Consider the following 17588-nt stretch of genomic DNA (forward strand, 5'->3'; position numbering starts at 1 on the left):
GAAGAAGGTCTCACTTGCCATTCGAATTGTTTAACCTTGCCGGCAGGCGGGCGCTCGTCACGGGATCGTCGCAAGGCATCGGACTGGCTATCGCGCGGGGACTTGCCGAGCACGGCGCCTCCGTGGTGCTGAATGGACGCGATCGCGGCAAACTCGATGCGGCTGCTGCAACCCTCAGGGCCGCTGGGCACGACGTCGCAGTGACGAGCTTCGACGTCACCCGCGCCGACGCCGTTCGCGGCGGAGTTTCACGCATTGAGGAAGCGATCGGACCGGTCGATATTCTTGTAAACAATGCCGGGATGCAATTCCGCACGCCGCTGGAGGAGTTTCCGGTAGAGAAGTGGGAGGAATTGTTCAGGACCAATGTCTCGAGCGCCTTCCACGTCGGACAAGCCGTGGCGCGCCATATGATCGCGCGCGGGAAGGGCAAGATCATCAACATCGCGTCGGTTCAGAGCGAATTGGCGCGTCCCGGTATTGCACCGTACACCGCGACCAAGGGCGCGATCCGCAACCTGACGCGCGGCATGTGCGCCGATTGGGCAAAGCACGGCCTCCAGGTCAATGCGATCGCGCCGGGCTATTTCAAGACGCCGTTGAACCAAGCGCTGGTCGATGATCCCCAATTTTCTGCTTGGCTGGAAAAGCGCACGCCTGCTTCTCGCTGGGGCAATGTCGACGAGTTGATCGGCGCTGCCGTCTTCCTGGCGGCGGACGCCTCGTCCTTCGTCAACGGGCATACGCTGTACGTGGACGGCGGCATCACGACCTGCTTGTAAGCCACGCGCCACGCCGTCCAGATCGCAATTCTTGATAGAGGAAGCCTCCCAAATGTTGGGAAAGCCAGACGTGCTGATGATGGGTGCCTATCCCGCCTGGGACATGGAAGAGTTGGACGTGCGTTACGTCGTCCACAAGCTTTGGGAAGCGACCGACCCCGGCCGGATGATCGAGGCAAATCGAAGCACGATCCGGGCCATAGCCACGCGAGGCGAGCTGGGCGCCTCGGCGGATCTCATGAAGCGCCTTCCGAAGCTCGAGATCGTCTCCTGCTACGGCGTCGGCACCGATGCGATTGATCTTGGCTACGCCAAGGCGAACGGGATCAGGGTCACCAATACGCCGGACGTGCTGACTGCGGATGTTGCCGATATGGCCGTCGGCCTGCTGTTGTCGGTAGCAAGGAACATTCCCCAAGCCGACCGGTTCGTGCGCGATGGAAGCTGGGGCAAAAGCAGTATGCCTCTCGTCACGCGAGTGAGCGGCAAGAAAGTGGGCGTGGTCGGGATGGGACGTGTCGGTGCCGCCGTTGCCAAGCGCTTGGCGGCGTTCGATTGCGAGATCGCCTATTTCGACGTCAGTCACCGGTCCGATATTCCCTATGCATTCCTGCCTGATCTCGTCGGCCTGGCGCGCCAAGTCGAGTTCCTGGTTGTCACGCTCGCAGGCGGCGAGAGCACGATGAACCTCATCAACGCCGACGTGCTCCATGCGCTCGGACCGGATGGCATCCTGATCAATGTCTCACGCGGATCGACCGTGGACGAAGCAGCTCTTCTCCACGCGCTCGAGGCCAGGACGATCAAGGGAGCAGGCCTCGACGTGTTCTGGCACGAGCCGCGCATCGACGAGCGGTTCAAGGTCTTCGACCATGTTGTCGTTCAGCCCCACCATGCCTCGGGCACGATCGAGACCCGGCGCGCTATGGGGAAACTCGTGCGGGACAATCTCGCCGCTCATTTCGCGGGGGCGGCGCTGGTCACGCCTGTTCTCTGAACTTCCGGCGAGGGATGAGGAGCATCTAGTCCCAGTGCGCCGTTGAGCATTGCATTTCGACATGAGCTCGATTGGTACGTAGGACGAACCTGCGCCCCCTGCAAAAGCGTTTCTCCAAACCGGCGGCTTTTGGCGGGACACAGCGGACCACTATTGATCACTAGGAAGCTTCTTGTCCGTGGCTAGACCAAACTGGCCCATGATGGATTGGAGCGAGAGTCCAGGTTTTTCAATGCGTTAGAAGGTCGCGTGTGCGCGACGTGTGCACCGGGAGATCAAGAAAAATCTTGTGAAAGCCAATGAGAGCGGGCTCCAGGCTGGCGGGGCGCGTTTGAGCGACAGGGCATGGGCGCTCGCGCGAGTGACGGGGTCCGTGCCGCTAGATAGTTTTCGGGTTTTTGGCGCAAACGGACGTTCGCGACGGCGCGAACCGGGCACGCTAGACTCACTACGGTCGCAAGCCACGGACAGCGGCGCCAGCGCCCCCCTTAGGCGCCGATCCCATTCGACCGGATTATCGCTCGTCTCGCATGTATGGGCTCCGTGCGCTCACCAGTCTCAAATCTTGATCGGCATAGAGTTGCGGCGGGCGCGTCAGCGTCGTCTCGGAAAGATGGTCAACGCCGGCGCTGATCTCGCGATCCGTCAGGTAGAGGACCGCATGCGCAATTGCCGCTGTCGCGAGGACGAGCACCCAGACACGCAAGCCCATGATTGTCTCCTTCTGCGAGGCTAGACGCTCGCAAGAATCGGACCAGTCGAACCGAACCCGGGAACAACGCCTTTAAAAAAAGCCCCGGACGAACCGGGGCCGAAGGAGTCTGGAGGTTTGCAGAGCTAGTCGGGTAGAAAGGTCAGTACTTGGCGACGACAGGGCCGTTCCAATTGAATTTGTAGTTCACGCCGACCAGCACGGTCGAAACCTTCTGTTGGAAGTTGATGACTTCGCCGGCCGGCAGCAGGGCCTGGGCGTGATCGTCGTAGAACCACATGTAGTTATACTCGGCAAAAACCGACCAGTTCGGCGTGAACATGTATTCACCGCCAATGCCGACCGTGGTGCCGGGATCGGTGAAGGTCGCACCTTCAAAGAGCGCGCCGCCGGGGGTGAACACCTGGGCACGCTGCCGGGTGTAGACCGCGCCACCCTTGAGATAGCCAAGGAATTGCGGCGTCCAGAGATAACCGATGCGGCCAGTGATTGTGTAGAGTTCCTTGAGGTTGTTGGTCTCGGAGAAGGTCGGGAAATCGGTCAGCGCGTGGCGCCCATTGATGTTGCTGAAGTCGAAGCTCCCGCTCACGCCGAACACGAGATTGCCCGTCTGGAAATCACAGCCGACCTGGCCGCCGCCGATTACGCCGCTATCCTTCTCGGTTCCATAGTTTGCGGGCGCCGGTGCTCCAGTGACATCCAGCACGCGAAAGGAGTCCACCTTGGTCCAGCCGCCGCCGACATTCGCGCCGAGATAGCAGCCCGTCCAATTGTAAAGTGGCGCCACAGCCATCGGGCGCGCCTTCACCGGCAGATCGGCGGCGGATGCAACGCCGGTCGCGGCGATCCCCATCAATGCGGCCACGACAACGGCAGTCTTCAGTCGTTCGAACATTCAAGCCCCCTGCATGGCCACACGGCCAATTCATCTGTCTGTCGTGATCTTAGGTTCGGCAGAAAGATTCCGCGACGCAGAAAGGGCGGCAAAGGCGTATGGAATTCGCTTTTTCGGTGCTCGTTGCACGCTCGCGACATCGCAAACGCCAAAAAAGAATTAAGAGAAAATATATTCCGAGAGACGTGCAGCGAATTCGAGAGTTGTCGTCGTTCGCGGCGCTGGGCCGGCATTGGCCCCGCGAGATCGCGTTCATCTCACGCGTGGACGAGGCAGACGCGCCTAAGCATTGTCGCGGCTGCGCCAGGCGATGATGATGAAAAATACGACAAGGACTGCGCTGGCGAGCATCCAATACTGGCCGTCGAATCCAAAAACGCTAAATTTTTGAATGAGGAAATCCACCGCGCGAGCACCTTTCTTGGGCAAACTACGCGGTTTGCAAAGAAAAATATATTATTTTTCTACACGCGCGAATTCACACGGCGGTGCTGCGATTTACGCTGCGGATAGGGGGCTGAAGGGAGGAGAGGGCGCAGTCAAATCGAGGTTCGCGAGGCGCGCTCGATGACCAGCCCGTTGAGGAAATCCTCTAGCGCGAGGCGGCCCGCCTCGTGTGCCGAGCTGTGAGACCTGAAGCCCGTCCCGCGCAGCCTGATTCCCATCGGCTTGCGCTTGCGCCGAATCTCCCAGGTCCATCCGTCGTCGGCCGACCAGGATACTGCAATGTAGAACGACCGGCGCGGCGAGGGGCGCAGCATGGGCTCAGCCGATCTCGGCCATCGGCTCCGCATCGAGCCGATTCTGGAGCCGATAGCCGACACCGGACTCGGTGATCAACAGGCGAGGGTGGTTGGGGTCGATCTCGATCTTTTGTCGAAGCTTGCGAACGAGGATCCGCAAGTACTGAATGTTATCGCGCTGATTGCCGCTCCAGATATCCTTCAGGAGCTGGTCGTGCGTGACGACGAGTCCGACATGCGTCGCCAGAACGTGCAGCAGGCGATATTCCTTGCGCGTCAGCCGAACTGGTGCCTTGTTCAGCGATACGGTGCGGGTCACGAGATCGACCGAGAGGGGACCTGCGACGACTACGGGATTTTCCGTCGCAGACTTGAAATAGCGGCGCAAGGCTGCCTCGCTGCGCGCCAGGAGCTCGGCCATGCCGAACGGCTTCACCACATAATCGTCGGCACCGGCCTGGAGCATGCGCACCTTTTCGTCTTCGCCAGCAGCGACCGACAGGATGATGATCGGTACGTTAGACCAAGCCCTGATCCGCTCCATCACCTCGGCGCCGTGGAGATCGGGCAGCGCAAGGTCGAGGACGATGAGGTCAGGCGTGCTGAAGGTCGCGATCTTGAGCGCCTCGGTCGCGTTCTCGGCTTCGAGCACCACGAAGCCGTTGAGCTCGAAGCCCGCGCGCAGGAACCGCCTGATCTTGGGTTCGTCGTCGATCACGAGGACGACGTTGGCAGGCTTACTCATTGGCGAGCGCTATCGTTTCGAGGGAGGGAGTTGTTGCGGCGGGGAGCGCGATGGACACCGTCGTGCCCTGTCCGGACCCTCGGCTCTGCACGGAGACGGTCCCGCCATTGGCGTGAACGAAGGTCGATGCGATCCAGAAGCCCAACCCTGAGCCGGGCACGGAGGCCTGGTGCCGCGCGCTTCGAAACGACCGGTGGCCGAGCTGCTGCTGCTCGTCCGGCGTGATGCCGACGCCCTGATCCGAAACCAGCACGATCACGCGTCCAAGTTCGGACCGGACCTCAACCGCGATCGTCGAACCGGCGGGTGAATATTTTGCGGCGTTCTCGAGGATCTGCCCGCAGGCCTCCTCGATCAGGCCCGAATCGACCTGCAGTAGCGGCAGCTCTTCACTAAGGTTCGTCTCGATGCGATGGCCGGCGAGCCGTCGCGCACGCCGTTTGATCGCCCCGTTGACGAGATCTTTCGGATCGGCCCATTCCAGCCGCGGACTGAGGCCGCCTGCACTCACGCGCGTCGCGCTGAGCAGGTTCTGGATATAGCCGTCGAGTTGCGCCGTTTCCTCCGAGATGGCCTCGACAAGGCTGCGCATGCGGGCGTCCTCGCGGATAGCGGGCACGGTTTCGAGTACGCTGGCCGAGCCCTTGATCGCGGCGAGCGGCGAGCAGAGCTCGTGCGAGAGTGTGCCGTGGAAGGCATCCCTGAGCAATTGCGCCTGCAAATGCAGCCGCGCGCTTTCCATGGCTTTGCCGATATCGAGGCGCTGTAGCGTCAGCGACGTTTCGTCCAGGATGGCCTCGATCCGCCGCGTTCGCGATTCGATGCTTTGCCGCGAGCCGAGGCCGATATTGATGGCGATGACGCCGTGCACGGAATTGTCTGAGGATATCGCGCGCAAGAGCCAGAGCTCCTCGCGTCGTTCGTCGATGATCGTGCGTGCGAGCGGACCGACGCCGGAATTCATGGCTGCGGCGCCGGTCTGCACGTCCGGCGGGGCGAAGCGCGCCTCGGAGGGTTCGAAGTGACCGTCGGCCGTCGCCACGAAGAAGGTCGCGGAATGTCCGAGCACGCGCGCGAGATGCTCCTGAATCGCCGCGACCAGGTCGGCGATGGTGAAGCACGCGGCTAGCCGCCGCGAGAAATCGTAGAGCGCGTGCATCTCCTTTTCGCGCCGGCGTAGCCTCTCGGTCTCCTTGCGCAGGCGCGAAGCAAGATTGCTGCTGACCAATGACACGATCAGAAACAGCAAAAGATCGACCGCCTCCTGCGGGTCCTCCACGCGCAAGCTGTAGATCGGCGGAAAGAAGAAGAAATCCGCGGCGGCCATGCCAGCGACGGAAGCCAGCATCGCCGGCCAAATTCCCCATCTGGTCGCGGCGAAAATGACCGGAACGAGATAGGCGACCGGCACCAGCATCGTGGCCACGTTGATCTCGACTGCCAGCAGGACGGCCGTGATCAGCGCGATGCTCAGGAGAGAAAGAAGCAGCGGGACGAGATTGCGCTCGACCATGCGAGAGGGAGAAAGCTCCTCCCCAGCTGTGGTTTCGCTCAAGCCCAACGCGGTCCCCGTGGGCCATTTCCTCGCCATTGAGGGCGTGCGGCCTATAGGCAGATGAAAAATCAAAGTACGGACAGCCCCAGCAGGAGACATCAAACGAATTGCGCGCGTCTCCGATCAAACGTGGCGAATGCAATTTGGCTTCGATGTCGTCGACTACCCAGCAATGCGACGATGTTCCAAAACGGCGTAGAAAATCTATGTTGTTGGCGGATACGAGAAATAAAAAAGAAATAGTCATAGTGGTCCGTGAAACTACGGAAACACCCGCAAATTTGCCTCGCAGCGGTAGTGCCCTGCAGGCTTCCTATAAGAGGAGTTGCTTTTTAGGATCGCGCCGGAGCGGGCGCACGGGCTGGTGTGCCCTCGGTATCGCGAATCATGCTCGCGTATTGAAGTGATCGTCTTTCCCCGGCCAGTTCGGGGCTCGAAGCGCGATAGAGCGCAGCATCCTCAGCCGGGCGGTTGGTGGGAAGGGCCAGAGCCGCGACCGCCGACGCGCTGATCTGCTTTGGTGGATAGAGATAGAAATCCATTAACGGCATGTGTGGGCCGTGGGCGTTCGCCTGCAGGATGTCACGAGCAGTTTGTCCGGCCAGCGGGAAAAGCGCGCTCCAGCCGGCAAAGCTGCTCCCGAGGATTTCGAGTGACAGGATCGTCGTTGCGATTTGCACGAAACCTTCATTAGCCTTCTTGGCGCTGCGCGTCGTCGATGCCTTGCGCAAGAGATGGCGGAGCTCGCGATGTCTCTCGATCAAGGTGCCGAGGCGAAATTTCCAGAGCATGTTGGGCAGCGAGGCGAAGCCGTGCACCTCGTGATACGACTCGATCAGGCTCCGGCACTGGCGTGTGAGGTTCGCCGGCAGGAAGGTGAGATCGAAGTCAACAGCTGCCTGCGTCGACCCTCTAGCGCTACGCGCTGCATGAGACGCGGCTTCCGTGGACGAGCCTCGCGAAACAGATTTGCTCATGCGGCGAGCTTAGCGAGTCCCGACATAAATCTTCGATCGATAAACTAGGTCGATCTCGTAGAAAAAAAATAGCCTGAGGCTGCGCTCCGCGGGTGAAGAGGCGTGGTTGTTACGGGAAGTATGACGAAAATGACACAGCGCGCAGGAAAGGTTTGCGTTGCGACATCGTTCGATCGCGAAAAACACCTTTTTTCGCTGACGATTTGAGCAAACGTGCTGTGCAAATGATGATTACGAATGCAATCGGAATTCAACCGCGTCAGTGCACTATTTTATTTTAACGAAAGCGCCGGCCAAACCGTATCGCTTTTTATCAGCCTCATCACGAAGGATTGCACCCGAAGCTTAACGAAGCCGAAAGAGCGCGTGCAAGGCGTCGGTGGCAGCAACTTGGGGCAATATGATGAAAAGGTTTCTTTTGGCAGGCGTGTCGTTGATTGCGGTGGGGCTGGGTGGTGCAGCCCACGCGGGAGACACACTTCCGCCGATGGGCAAGACGTTCTGCGATCCCTACAAGAACTATGGCTGCCTGGATTCCTATCTCGGCAGTGACTTCCTGACACGCTTCGTCAATTACTACCGCCTGGAATGGGGCAAGGATGCGGCACCAGCCGATCCCAAGGCGCCGCCGTCGCGACGGGCCGATTGGCCAGCCACGCCGCAGACCATTCCGCCATATCCGTTCACGGAGTGGCCCTATGGCGGCTCCACCACGATCGGCGTGACTCGCCCGAGTTCGGTCGACAGCCCTCTGATGGCGGCGCTCGGCAACACGGCCGTCGGATCATGGATGAACGATGCACACATCCAGGTCTACGGCTGGATCAACGCGGGCGGCAACGTGTCCAACAACTCGGTCCACGGCGGCAACTGGCCGGCGGCGTATCTCTACAGCCCGAACACCGTTCAGCTTGATCAGGCGGTGCTCTACATCGAGCGCCTGCCGGACACGGTGCAGAAGGATCACATCGACTGGGGTTTCCGCATCGCGCCGATCTACGGCGAGAACTATCGCTATACGACGGCGTACGGCCTCTGGAGCAACCAGCTTCTGCAGCACAACGCCAACAACGGCTATGACATGCCGATGGCCTATGGCGAAGTGTTCATCCCGCAGATCGCCGAGGGCCTCTTGGTTCGCTTCGGCCGCTACATCTCGATCCCCGACATTGAGGCCCAGCTCGCGCCGAACAACTACATGTATACGCACTCCATGACGTATACGTTCGACAATTACACCAACACCGGTGTCCAGACGACGCTCGCAGTGACCAAGAACTGGATGTTCCAGCTCGGTCTGTCCGTCGGCACCGAGGCGATGCCGTGGCACTACAAGGCAATGATCGCCAACCCGTTCCCGAATGCGCTCTATCCGAACAGCACCATGCCGAAGGATCCCGGCGCCGTGCCGACTCTCGCAGCCGGTGTTCGCTGGACCAGCGATTCCGGCAAGGATAGCTTCTACGTGGTTGCCGACGGCATCAACGGCGGCCAGTGGGGCTACAACAACCTGCAATGGTATGGCGTCACCTACTACCACAAGTTCAACGACCAGTGGCACATATCGTTCGAGACCTACAATCTGCATCAGAACAATGTGCTGAACGCGAACAATCCCACCGCCGTCGCGGCCTGGGCAGCGGGCGGCACGCCGTTCTCGCCGCAATACATGCCGTTCAATGCGCCGTCTCTGGCGCAGTGCTCGAGCGCAACGGTCTTCGCCTGTAAGGCCGAGGTGCAGACCTATGTTGCTTACCTGAACTACAGGGCCACAGCGCTGGACAACATCTCCTATCGTGCTGAGTTCTACGACGACAAACAGGGCCAGCGCACGGGCACCAAGACCCGCTACATCGAGACCGGCATCGGCTGGCAGCACTGGTTCTCGCCGCAGATCGAGATCCGGCCAGAGTTCACGTACTACCGCTCGCTGGATGCGGCCGCGTTCAACGGCAACGCGAACCTCGGCATTGCGCCGACCAAGAGCAACGCGCTGATCGGATCAGCGGACATCATCATCCACTTCTGATGTGAAGTGCCCGGCGGCCATCCGCCGCCGGGCCTCTCGGCAGACGCAATTCCACAGGGGCAACAAATGAAAAAAGTTCTTCTCACCACGGTTGCGCTCGGCGCGTTGGGGCTGATGTCACCGGCCCTCGCCGCGGACCTTCCGATCTATGGCAAGGCGCCGGCGGTGGTGACGCCGGAGTACGACTGGTCCGGTTTCTATGTCGGTGCCTTCGGCGGCTACGCCTTCGGCAACCATAATATCAACAATGGTACACCGACCGGATTCTCCAACAACATCGCCAACTATGAATCGCACGGACCATTCGGTGGCGGCGAGATCGGGGGCTACTGGCAGTCCGGCCAGATCGTCGTGGGTTTTGATTTCGACGGTGCCGGAACCAACGTCAACGGCAATGACAATGGGACGGCCGGCAACCCGGTTCTCGCGCAGATCGACTCCAGCAAGCTGAACTGGGTTGCTTCGGCTCGTGGCATTGGCGGCATTGCAGTGGACCGCCTGCTGCTCTACTTCAGTGGCGGCTGGGCAGCCGGCAACATCACCCACACAGATGTCAATCCGGGTGTTGGCACCGACACGTTTAAGGTCAACCGAAACGGCCTGACGGCTGGCGGCGGCATTGCTTATGCGATCACCAACAACCTGATCGGCAAGCTCGAGTACCGTTACTACGACCTCGGTACCTTCAGCCGCATCACCCCGACCAACGGCGTGACGCCCTATTCAGTGTCTGCCACCTATTCGACGGTTCTGGTCGGTCTCGACTGGAAGTTCGGCGGCGGTGCTGTGGTCGCCAAATACTGACGCCTTGGGGGCAGGGGGACAGCAATGATCAACTCGAGACTTCTGCGGCTGGTCGTCGCTTTATGCGCCGGCGCGATGCTGATGGCGGCGACCGGCGGCGCCGCACAGGCCCGGCACGTCCATCGGCATTGGCACGCCCATCACCACGTAAGCGCACCGATTAACGTTGCGCAGGAGCCGGGTGCGCTCGGGCCGATGCGCTACTACGGCGGACCGAAGTCGCCGATGTGGCGTGCTCCGGCCACCGTATCGTCACAGCAGAGGGTTGCCGATGCCCCGGCAGCCCATCTCGGCCCGATGCGTTACTACGGCGGTCCGAAATCCCCGATGTGGCGAGGCCCGGCGGAGAATTGAGCCCGCGTGTGATTGGCACGTCCGCTCGGCAACTGAGGGGAGTGCATATGCAAATGTGCAGGTGTGCGCCATGAAGATAGGGGCAATTTTGACGCGGCGACGGATCGTCGCCGCGTCCGCCATTGGGGCTGTCGTCGTCCTCGGTGCCTTCGGCGCCAAATGGATCATGACGCCGCACGCCAGGGCGACCGAAAGCTCGAGCCAAGCGAAGGCGAAGCTCCCGCGCTATGTGCCGACCGCATCTGAGCTTACCACGCTTTCGATCGAGCCGGTCACCGAGCGCGTCTTCCGCGCCGAGCACGCCACCGAAGGCAAGATCGCGGTCAACGAGGACTCATCGACGCCGATCTTCTCGCCTTACGCTGGACGAGTTGTGAAGCTCCTGGCCAAGCCGAGCGACGTCGTCGAACGTGGGCAGCCGCTGTTCGTGGTCGAAGCGACAGATACGGTGCAGGCGCTCAATGACTTCGTCACGGCGCTCGGTGCGCTGAACACGGCGCGCTCCAAGCTCAATCTCGCCGAGATCGTCGAGAAGCGCGCCAACGATCTCTATGCCGGCAAGGCCGTGCCGCTGAAGGACTGGCAGCAGGCGCAGGCCGATCTGACCGCGGCCCAGAACGACATGCGCTCGGCCGAGACCGCGCTGGAGGCCGGCCACAATCGCCTCCGCATCCTCGGCCGTTCCGAGGAGCAGATCACGAAATTCCAGGAGACGCGGCAGATCAGCGCGGAAACGCCGATCTATTCGCCGCTCGCCGGTACGGTCGTGCAGCGCAAGATCGGTCCCGGACAATTCATCAATTCCGGAGCCAGCGATCCTGTTTTTGTGATCGGCGATCTCTCGTCGGTCTGGCTGACGGCCTTCGTGCGCGAAAGCGAAGCCGCCGATATCGCGGTCGGCCAGGACCTCTCGTTTGCGGTGCTGGCGCTGCCCGGCCGCGAGTTCAAGGCCAAGCTCGACTATGTCGCGGCCGCAATCGACCCGTCGACGCGGCGCCTTCTGGTGCGCGCCACGATCGACAACAAGGACGGCCAGCTCAAGCCGGAGATGTTTGCCAACGTCACCATCTATGCCGGATCAGGCCGCCCCTCGGTTGCCGTGCCGAGGCAGGCGCTGATCTATGAGGGCGAGCGGGTTCGCGTCTGGGTCGCCCACGACGACAACTCGATCGAACTCCGCGAAATCGAGATGGGCCTGATCAACGGCGGTCTTGTCGAGGTCCGCAACAATCTCAGGGCGGGAGAAAAGATCGTCACGCGCGGGAGCTTGTTCATCGACCGTGCCGCTACGTCCGGCAGCTAGTCAGTCTGGAGTCCGGATCGTATGGATCGTCTCGTCGCGTTCGCAGTCAGTCGTCGCTTTCTCATGGTCGGGCTCTTCGTGGCCATGATTGTCGGGGGGCTGGTCGCATTCCAGCAGCTCAATATCGAGGCCTATCCCGATCCGACGCCGCCGATGGTTGATATCGTGACGCAGTCACCCGGCCTCTCGGCCGAGGAGATCGAGCGCTACATCACGATTCCGCTTGAGACCCAGGTCGCCGGCATCAAGAACATGAAGGTGATCCGCACGATCTCCCTTTATGGTCTGTCCGACGTCAAGCTGCAGTTCTCCTTCGACTACACGTATGAGCAGGCGCTCCAGCAGGTTTTGAACCGCCTGTCGCAACTGCCACCCCTGCTCAACAATGCGCAGCCGCAGATTTCGCCGCTGAGCCCGATCGGCGAGATCTATCGCTACCGGCTGGTGGGCCCGCCGAATTATTCGGTGCTGGACCTCAAAACGCTGCAGGACTGGGTGCTGCAACGACGGTTCCGCACAGTGCCAGGCGTGATCGACGTGACAGGGTGGGGCGGCAAGACCAAGACCTTCGAGGTGCAGGTCGATTTCAACAAGCTCGTCGCCAATGGCCTGACCCTGCCGCAGCTGCAGCAGGCGATCAACAACGCCAATGTCAATGTCGGCGGCAACACCGTCGATATCGGCGCGCAGTCCGCCGTGGTGCGCGGCGTCGGGTTGATCCGATCGATTTATGCGCTTGCCAATACCATGGTGACCTCGAACAACGGCACGCCGGTCCTGGTCAGCGATGTCGCCACCGTGACCGTCGGCGAGCAGCCGCGTTTGGGCATCGCAGGCGAGGATCAGGACGATGACATCGTCCAGGGCATCGTCCTGATGCGCCGCGGTGAGCAGAGCTCGCCGACCATCTCGCGGGTCGAGCAGCTCGTTAGCTCAATCAACAATTCCACGATCCTGCCACCCGGCGTCCGGATCGAGCGCATCTACGACCGCAAGGATCTGATCGAGACCACGACCCATACGGTTCTGGAAAACATGGTGGTCGGCATCGGCCTCATCGTGCTCCTGCAATGGATCTTCCTCGGCGACCTCCGCAGTGCCTTCATTGTGGGAGCCACGATTCCTTTCGCCTTGTTCTTTGCGGTTTCGATTCTCGTGCTGCGCGGCGAATCGGCCAATCTTCTGTCAGTCGGTGCAATCGACTTCGGCCTGATCGTGGATGCGACCGTCATCATGGTCGAGGCAATCTTTCGCCGACTGTCCCACACCGAGCGGCTGACGGCGGGCGAGCAGGCGACGATCTCGGCCCATACCATCATGGGCATGAAGCATCACGCGATCCTGACGGCGGCTGCCGACGTCTCGCGTTCGATTTTCTTCGCGGCTGCGATCATCATCGCGGCCTTCCTGCCGCTGTTCACGTTATCCGGCGTCGAGGGAAACATTTTCGGTCCGATGGCCCGGACTTATGCCTATGCGCTGGCGGGTGGATTGCTGGCGACCTTCACGGTGACGCCCGCGCTCAGCGCCATCATTCTGCCGGCCCATGTCGAGGAGACCGAGACATTCCTGATGCGCTGGATGCACCGGCTCTATATGCCTGTGCTGAGGCGTTCGTTGGCGCATCAGCGGATCGTGTTGATAGGCGGTGCTGGCCTGATCGTGGTGACGGTATTCTGCGTGCGACTGCTCGGACTCGAATTCCTGCCCAAGCTCGAGGAGGGTAATCTCTGGATCCGGGCAACTCTGCCGCCGACCATCTCGCTGCAGGAGGGCAACACCTACGTCAACGAGATGCGCAAGCTGATCGCGGAGCGGCCGGAGGTCGAGTCGGTCGTCTCCCAGCACGGCCGTCCCGATGACGGCACCGACGCCGCCGGCTTCTTCAACGCCGAGTTTTTTGCGCCGCTCAAACCCGCCAAACAATGGCCCGACGGCGAGGACAAGGACGAATTGACCGCCAAGCTGCTGGCGCAGCTTCAGGAGAAATTCCCTGGGGTCGAATTCAACTTCTCGCAATATCTCCAGGACAACGTCTCGGAGGCGGTGTCGGGCGTTAAGGGCGAGAATTCGATCAAGCTCTATGGCGGCGACCTCCAGGCCCTGACCGACACGGCCAACAAGATCAAGGCGCAGCTCGCCACCGTGCAGGGCATCACGGACCTTGCGGTCTTCACCTCCTTGGGGCAGCCGACGATTCAGATCGACGTCGACCGCGCCCGAGCCGCTCGCTATGGACTTTCGCCGGGCGACATCAACACCACGATCAAGACGGCGATTGGCGGCGACAGCGCCGGCGATCTCTACGAGCCCGGAAGCGACCGGCATTTCCCGATCATCGTCCGGCTTGCGCCGCAATACCGGCGCAGCGCCGAAGCGATCCAGAATCTGCGGATTGGGGCACAAGGTCCGAACGGTATCACGCAGGTGCCGCTGAGCGAGGTCGCCACGGTAAAGGTCGTCTCGGGCGCCGCCTATATCTATCGCGAACAGCAGGAGCGCTACCTTCCAATCAAGTTTTCGGTCCGAGAGCGCGACCTTGGCAGCGCCATCCAGGAGGCACAGGACAAGGTTGCCCAGAACGTGCCGTTGCCGGGCGGCTCGCATCTCGAATGGGTCGGCGAGTTCGGCAACCTGCAGGACGCCATCAAGCGCCTCTCGATCGTGGTGCCGATCAGCCTGGCGCTGATTGCGATGCTGATCTGGTTCAATTTCGGCTCGGTGATCGATACGGTCCTGACCATGAGCGTGATCCCGATGGCGGTGCTTGGCGGCATCCTCGGCCTGCTCTTGTCCGGAATTCCCTTCAGCGTCTCCGCCGCGATCGGATTCATTGCGCTGTTCGGTATCTCGGTGATGGACGGCATCATCATCCTGTCGCAGTACAACGCGCTGATCGACGAGGGCATGGAGCGGGGCGCTGCCATCCTCCGCACCGGCGAGCTCCAGCTTCGGCCCGTGCTGATGACCTGCGTCGTTGCCGGCATCGGCCTCCTGCCGGCTGCGCTGTCGTCGGGTATCGGCTCGCAGGTGCAGAAGCCGCTCGCCGTCGTCGTGGTCGCGGGCATGATGCTCGCGCCGATCGTCATCCTGGTCACGCTGCCGGCACTGATCGCGATGTTCTCGCGACGGACCCGACCGGGCCTGGCGATGCAGCGCCAACTGGCACCCGCGGAATGAGGTGCCTCGTGCGTACGCTGCTGTCCCACCGGTCGCACCTTGCCGCGCTCGTTCTCGGCGCAATGCTTTGCGGCGCCGCTCCGTCATACGCCGAGAACCTCGCCGAAGCATTGGTCAGGGCCTATCAGGCGAGCCCGATGCTCAACGCCGACCGGGCACGGCAGCGCGGCACGGACGAGAATGTGCCGCAGGCGCTGGCCGGATATCGCCCGCAGGTCGTTGCCAGCCTCAGCGCGGGCTTGCAGGCCGTGAGAAATACGCTGCCCGATAACACGATCCAGGGCGCAACACTGCGTCCCTGGACCATCGGGGTGACGGTCAGCCAGGTCCTGTTCAACGGCTTCAAGACCGCCAACAGCGTCCGCGTCGCCGAATTCCAGGTGTTGTCGGGCCGCGAGGCGCTGCGCAATACCGGGCAGGGCGTCCTGCTCGATGCCGTCACCGCTTATATGAACGTGATGGCGAACCAGGCGCTGGTCGAGTCCCAGCGTACGAACGTCAACGTGTTGCGCGAGATCCAGGCCACGACAAAGAGGCGCCTCGACGCCGGCGACGTCACCCCGACCGATACGGCGCAGGCGGAGGCGCGGCTGAGCCGGGGCCTTGCGGATCTCAATGCGGCTGAGGTGGCGCTCGCCATCAGCAAAGCGACCTATGCGCAGGTGATCGGCGCGCCGCCCGGTCAGCTCGCGCCGGCAACGCCGGTCGATCGCTTCTCTCCACCGTCCATGCCGGCATCGATCGAGACCGCCAATCACGAGCATCCGGCCGTGCTCGGCGCGGGTTATGACGTCGACACCGCGCAGACCACGATCAAGGTGGCCGAAGGCAGCCTGCTGCCGCAGGTCGCCGTGCAAGCCAACGCCAGCCGTTCGAAGCAGTCGGATTCGACGCTGGGCACGTTCGGCACCGATCAGGCTTCCGTTCTCGGCCAGATCAATGTCCCGATCTATGATGGCGGCACGGCGGCCTCGCAGACGCGCCAAGCCAAGGAGCTCGCATCACAAAGCCGCCTGGTGCTGGAGCAGGTGAAAAACCAGGCCCGAACGGCGGTCGTGAGCGCCTGGGTTTCGAACGAGGGGAGCAAGGTCGCGCTCGGCGCGGCCGAGTCGGAGGTTAAGGCCGCCGACGTCGCGCTGGCGGGTGTGCGGCGCGAGGCGGCCGGCGGCCAACGCACCACCATCGATGTCCTGAACGCGCAGCAGGACCTGACCAACGCACGCTCACGGCAGATCGCGGCGCAGCGCGACCGGGTGATCGCATCCTACACGTTGCTGAGCGCCGTCGGGCGGCTCGACGTGCACACGCTGAACCTGAATACGCCGGATTATCTGCCGGAAGTTCACTATCACCAAGTGCGTGACGCCTGGCACGGCGTCCGGACGCCATCTGGTCAGTAGGTTGTACGGGAGGAGTTGCATGAACGTTCGCGCGCGCGCACTCCGCGGTGTGATCGCCGCCCTGGTCGTGGTATCGGCGCTCGCTATGCCGGTCCATGCTCAAGACTTTCACCCGAAGCACGGCAATTCGGGTCCGCCGGTCGAGAACCATCCGAAGGTCGACGAAAAGGCGTATAAAGCAGCTCTCGACAGGATTCCGGTGTCGGCCGAGAAATACGATCCCTGGGGCGGGGCGCGCGCCAACGTTCCAGCCAAGCCCCCGAAAAAGAACAACTAAGTGGGCGCTGCGGATTCATTCGCAATGATGCGAGGAACGTCATGACCGAGCACATCATCGTCACCGACGAAGGTGCCACCCGCACCATCACAATGCGCCGGCCGGAGAAAAAGAATACGCTGACGCAGCAGATGTACCTGGCGATGAGCGATGCCATCGACTCCGCACAGTCCAATCCCGCCATCCGCTGCCTGATCCTGACGGGGCGCTCCGGCGTATTCACTGCCGGCAACGACATCGGCGATTTCCTCAAGGCCGCCACGGGAGAGCAGGACGTCGCTCGTCCCCGCAACTCTGTCATCTTCCTGCAGTCGCTGATCAACAACAGAAAGCCGATCATTGCTGCCGTCGACGGCATCGCGATCGGCATCGGCACGACCATGGTCGTGCATTGCGACTACGTGCTTGCCAGCACGACGACGACCTTCTCGTCACCCTTCATCCATTACGGTCTCGTCCCCGATGGTGCCACCAGTCTTCTCGTTCCGCGCATGGTCGGGCACCAGCGCGCTTTTGCCATGTTGGTGATGGGACGAGAGATGAGCGCGGAGGAGGCCAAGGAGGCGGGCTTCGTCAACCAGATCGTGGCGCCGGGACACGCTGTGGTCGAGGCCCAGAAGGTGGCGCGCCAGATCTGCGCGCTGCCGGCCGAGGCGGTCGCCATCTCGCGCAAGCTCCTGAAACTGCCGACCGAGGACCTCGTCCGTCGGGTCGGCGAGGAGGATCGCTTCTTCAAGGAGCGCATGCGATCGCCCGAAGCGCTCGCGGCGTTTCAGGCGTTCTTCGCGCGCAAACAGAAGTAAGGAGTATCAATTCGCCATCGACGCGCGCGCAA

The 17588-nt window shown here is 61.9% G+C and carries 17 protein-coding genes; 10 read left to right on the forward strand and 7 right to left on the reverse strand.

Going from position 1 to position 17588, the window contains the following annotated elements; translation table 11 throughout:
* Positions 1-14 precede the first annotated feature (14 nt).
* Both ACV1FX_RS02145 and ACV1FX_RS02150 read left to right on the forward strand, forming a co-directional pair.
* Positions 15-782: an SDR family oxidoreductase gene (locus tag ACV1FX_RS02145; protein ID WP_473115867.1), complete on the forward strand. Its 768-nt coding sequence runs from the start codon at positions 15-17 to the stop codon at positions 780-782.
* Positions 783-837: 55 nt separating this feature from the next.
* The gene (locus tag ACV1FX_RS02150) at positions 838-1779 is read left to right on the forward strand and encodes a 2-hydroxyacid dehydrogenase (protein WP_473115981.1); all 942 of its coding nucleotides are present in this window, start codon (positions 838-840) and stop codon (positions 1777-1779) included.
* A gap of 514 nt (positions 1780-2293) precedes the next feature.
* On the opposite strand, the gene ACV1FX_RS02155 is transcribed toward ACV1FX_RS02150, so the two are convergent.
* The 7 genes from ACV1FX_RS02155 to ACV1FX_RS02185 form a co-directional block, all read right to left on the reverse strand.
* A complete protein-coding gene (locus ACV1FX_RS02155) occupies positions 2294-2491 on the reverse strand; it encodes a hypothetical protein (RefSeq protein WP_473115868.1) in 198 nt (65 codons plus the stop codon).
* Positions 2492-2633: 142 nt separating this feature from the next.
* Positions 2634-3386, reverse strand: coding sequence for an outer membrane protein (locus tag ACV1FX_RS02160; RefSeq protein ID WP_473115869.1), 753 nt, complete (start codon positions 3384-3386; stop codon positions 2634-2636).
* A 282-nt stretch (positions 3387-3668) separates the two neighbouring features.
* The gene (locus ACV1FX_RS02165; RefSeq protein ID WP_473115870.1) at positions 3669-3791 is read right to left on the reverse strand and encodes a hypothetical protein; all 123 of its coding nucleotides are present in this window, start codon (positions 3789-3791) and stop codon (positions 3669-3671) included.
* A 134-nt stretch (positions 3792-3925) separates the two neighbouring features.
* Positions 3926-4147, reverse strand: coding sequence for a hypothetical protein (locus ACV1FX_RS02170; protein WP_473115871.1), 222 nt, complete (start codon positions 4145-4147; stop codon positions 3926-3928).
* 4 nt (positions 4148-4151) lie between these two features.
* Entirely contained in the window at positions 4152-4874 is a 723-nt protein-coding gene (locus ACV1FX_RS02175; RefSeq protein ID WP_473115872.1) for a response regulator, read from the reverse strand.
* A complete protein-coding gene (locus ACV1FX_RS02180; RefSeq protein ID WP_473115873.1) occupies positions 4867-6387 on the reverse strand; it encodes a DUF4118 domain-containing protein in 1521 nt (506 codons plus the stop codon). The genes ACV1FX_RS02175 and ACV1FX_RS02180 overlap by 8 nt, the downstream gene beginning before the upstream one ends.
* Before the next feature lie 374 nt (positions 6388-6761).
* Complete coding sequence (locus tag ACV1FX_RS02185) at positions 6762-7406, reverse strand: hypothetical protein (RefSeq protein WP_473115874.1); 645 nt, start codon at positions 7404-7406, stop codon at positions 6762-6764.
* 403 nt (positions 7407-7809) lie between these two features.
* On the opposite strand from ACV1FX_RS02185, the gene ACV1FX_RS02190 reads away from it, so the two are divergent.
* From ACV1FX_RS02190 to ACV1FX_RS02225, 8 genes are all read left to right on the forward strand, one after another.
* Entirely contained in the window at positions 7810-9435 is a 1626-nt protein-coding gene (locus ACV1FX_RS02190; RefSeq protein ID WP_473115875.1) for an outer membrane beta-barrel protein, read from the forward strand.
* Between the two features lie 66 nt (positions 9436-9501).
* A complete protein-coding gene (locus ACV1FX_RS02195; RefSeq protein ID WP_473115876.1) occupies positions 9502-10239 on the forward strand; it encodes an outer membrane protein in 738 nt (245 codons plus the stop codon).
* A gap of 24 nt (positions 10240-10263) precedes the next feature.
* Positions 10264-10593 carry a hypothetical protein gene (locus ACV1FX_RS02200; RefSeq protein ID WP_473115877.1) on the forward strand — a complete coding sequence of 110 codons (330 nt, stop codon included), beginning with the start codon at positions 10264-10266 and terminating at the stop codon, positions 10591-10593.
* Positions 10594-10663: 70 nt separating this feature from the next.
* Entirely contained in the window at positions 10664-11896 is a 1233-nt protein-coding gene (locus tag ACV1FX_RS02205; RefSeq protein ID WP_473115878.1) for an efflux RND transporter periplasmic adaptor subunit, read from the forward strand.
* 21 nt (positions 11897-11917) lie between these two features.
* On the forward strand, positions 11918-15076 hold the full coding sequence (locus tag ACV1FX_RS02210) for an efflux RND transporter permease subunit (protein WP_473115879.1): 3159 nt from the start codon (positions 11918-11920) through the stop codon (positions 15074-15076).
* Positions 15077-15138: 62 nt separating this feature from the next.
* Positions 15139-16476 (forward strand): TolC family outer membrane protein, encoded by a 1338-nt coding sequence (locus tag ACV1FX_RS02215; RefSeq protein WP_473115982.1) that lies wholly within the window; start codon positions 15139-15141, stop codon positions 16474-16476.
* 19 nt (positions 16477-16495) lie between these two features.
* A complete protein-coding gene (locus tag ACV1FX_RS02220; protein WP_473115880.1) occupies positions 16496-16753 on the forward strand; it encodes a hypothetical protein in 258 nt (85 codons plus the stop codon).
* A 41-nt stretch (positions 16754-16794) separates the two neighbouring features.
* Positions 16795-17556, forward strand: coding sequence for an enoyl-CoA hydratase-related protein (locus ACV1FX_RS02225; RefSeq protein ID WP_473115881.1), 762 nt, complete (start codon positions 16795-16797; stop codon positions 17554-17556).
* Positions 17557-17588 lie beyond the last annotated feature (32 nt).

The organism is Bradyrhizobium ingae (genome assembly GCF_055791185.1).

Bases quoted from the DNA above. Each gene is read 5' to 3' on its own strand.
- ACV1FX_RS02160 (WP_473115869.1), bottom strand. From the start codon at position 3,386: ATGTTCGAACGACTGAAGACTGCCGTTGTCGTGGCCGCATTGATGGGG.
- ACV1FX_RS02200 (WP_473115877.1), top strand. From the start codon at position 10,264: ATGATCAACTCGAGACTTCTGCGGCTGGTCGTCGCTTTATGCGCCGGC.
- ACV1FX_RS02155 (WP_473115868.1), bottom strand. From the start codon at position 2,491: ATGGGCTTGCGTGTCTGGGTGCTCGTCCTCGCGACAGCGGCAATTGCG.
- ACV1FX_RS02195 (WP_473115876.1), top strand. From the start codon at position 9,502: ATGAAAAAAGTTCTTCTCACCACGGTTGCGCTCGGCGCGTTGGGGCTG.
- ACV1FX_RS02210 (WP_473115879.1), top strand. From the start codon at position 11,918: ATGGATCGTCTCGTCGCGTTCGCAGTCAGTCGTCGCTTTCTCATGGTC.
- ACV1FX_RS02190 (WP_473115875.1), top strand. From the start codon at position 7,810: ATGAAAAGGTTTCTTTTGGCAGGCGTGTCGTTGATTGCGGTGGGGCTG.
- ACV1FX_RS02205 (WP_473115878.1), top strand. From the start codon at position 10,664: ATGAAGATAGGGGCAATTTTGACGCGGCGACGGATCGTCGCCGCGTCC.
- ACV1FX_RS02185 (WP_473115874.1), bottom strand. From the start codon at position 7,406: ATGAGCAAATCTGTTTCGCGAGGCTCGTCCACGGAAGCCGCGTCTCAT.
- ACV1FX_RS02225 (WP_473115881.1), top strand. From the start codon at position 16,795: ATGACCGAGCACATCATCGTCACCGACGAAGGTGCCACCCGCACCATC.
- ACV1FX_RS02175 (WP_473115872.1), bottom strand. From the start codon at position 4,874: ATGAGTAAGCCTGCCAACGTCGTCCTCGTGATCGACGACGAACCCAAG.
- ACV1FX_RS02215 (WP_473115982.1), top strand. From the start codon at position 15,139: ATGCTTTGCGGCGCCGCTCCGTCATACGCCGAGAACCTCGCCGAAGCA.
- ACV1FX_RS02170 (WP_473115871.1), bottom strand. From the start codon at position 4,147: ATGCTGCGCCCCTCGCCGCGCCGGTCGTTCTACATTGCAGTATCCTGG.
- ACV1FX_RS02180 (WP_473115873.1), bottom strand. From the start codon at position 6,387: ATGGTCGAGCGCAATCTCGTCCCGCTGCTTCTTTCTCTCCTGAGCATC.
- ACV1FX_RS02220 (WP_473115880.1), top strand. From the start codon at position 16,496: ATGAACGTTCGCGCGCGCGCACTCCGCGGTGTGATCGCCGCCCTGGTC.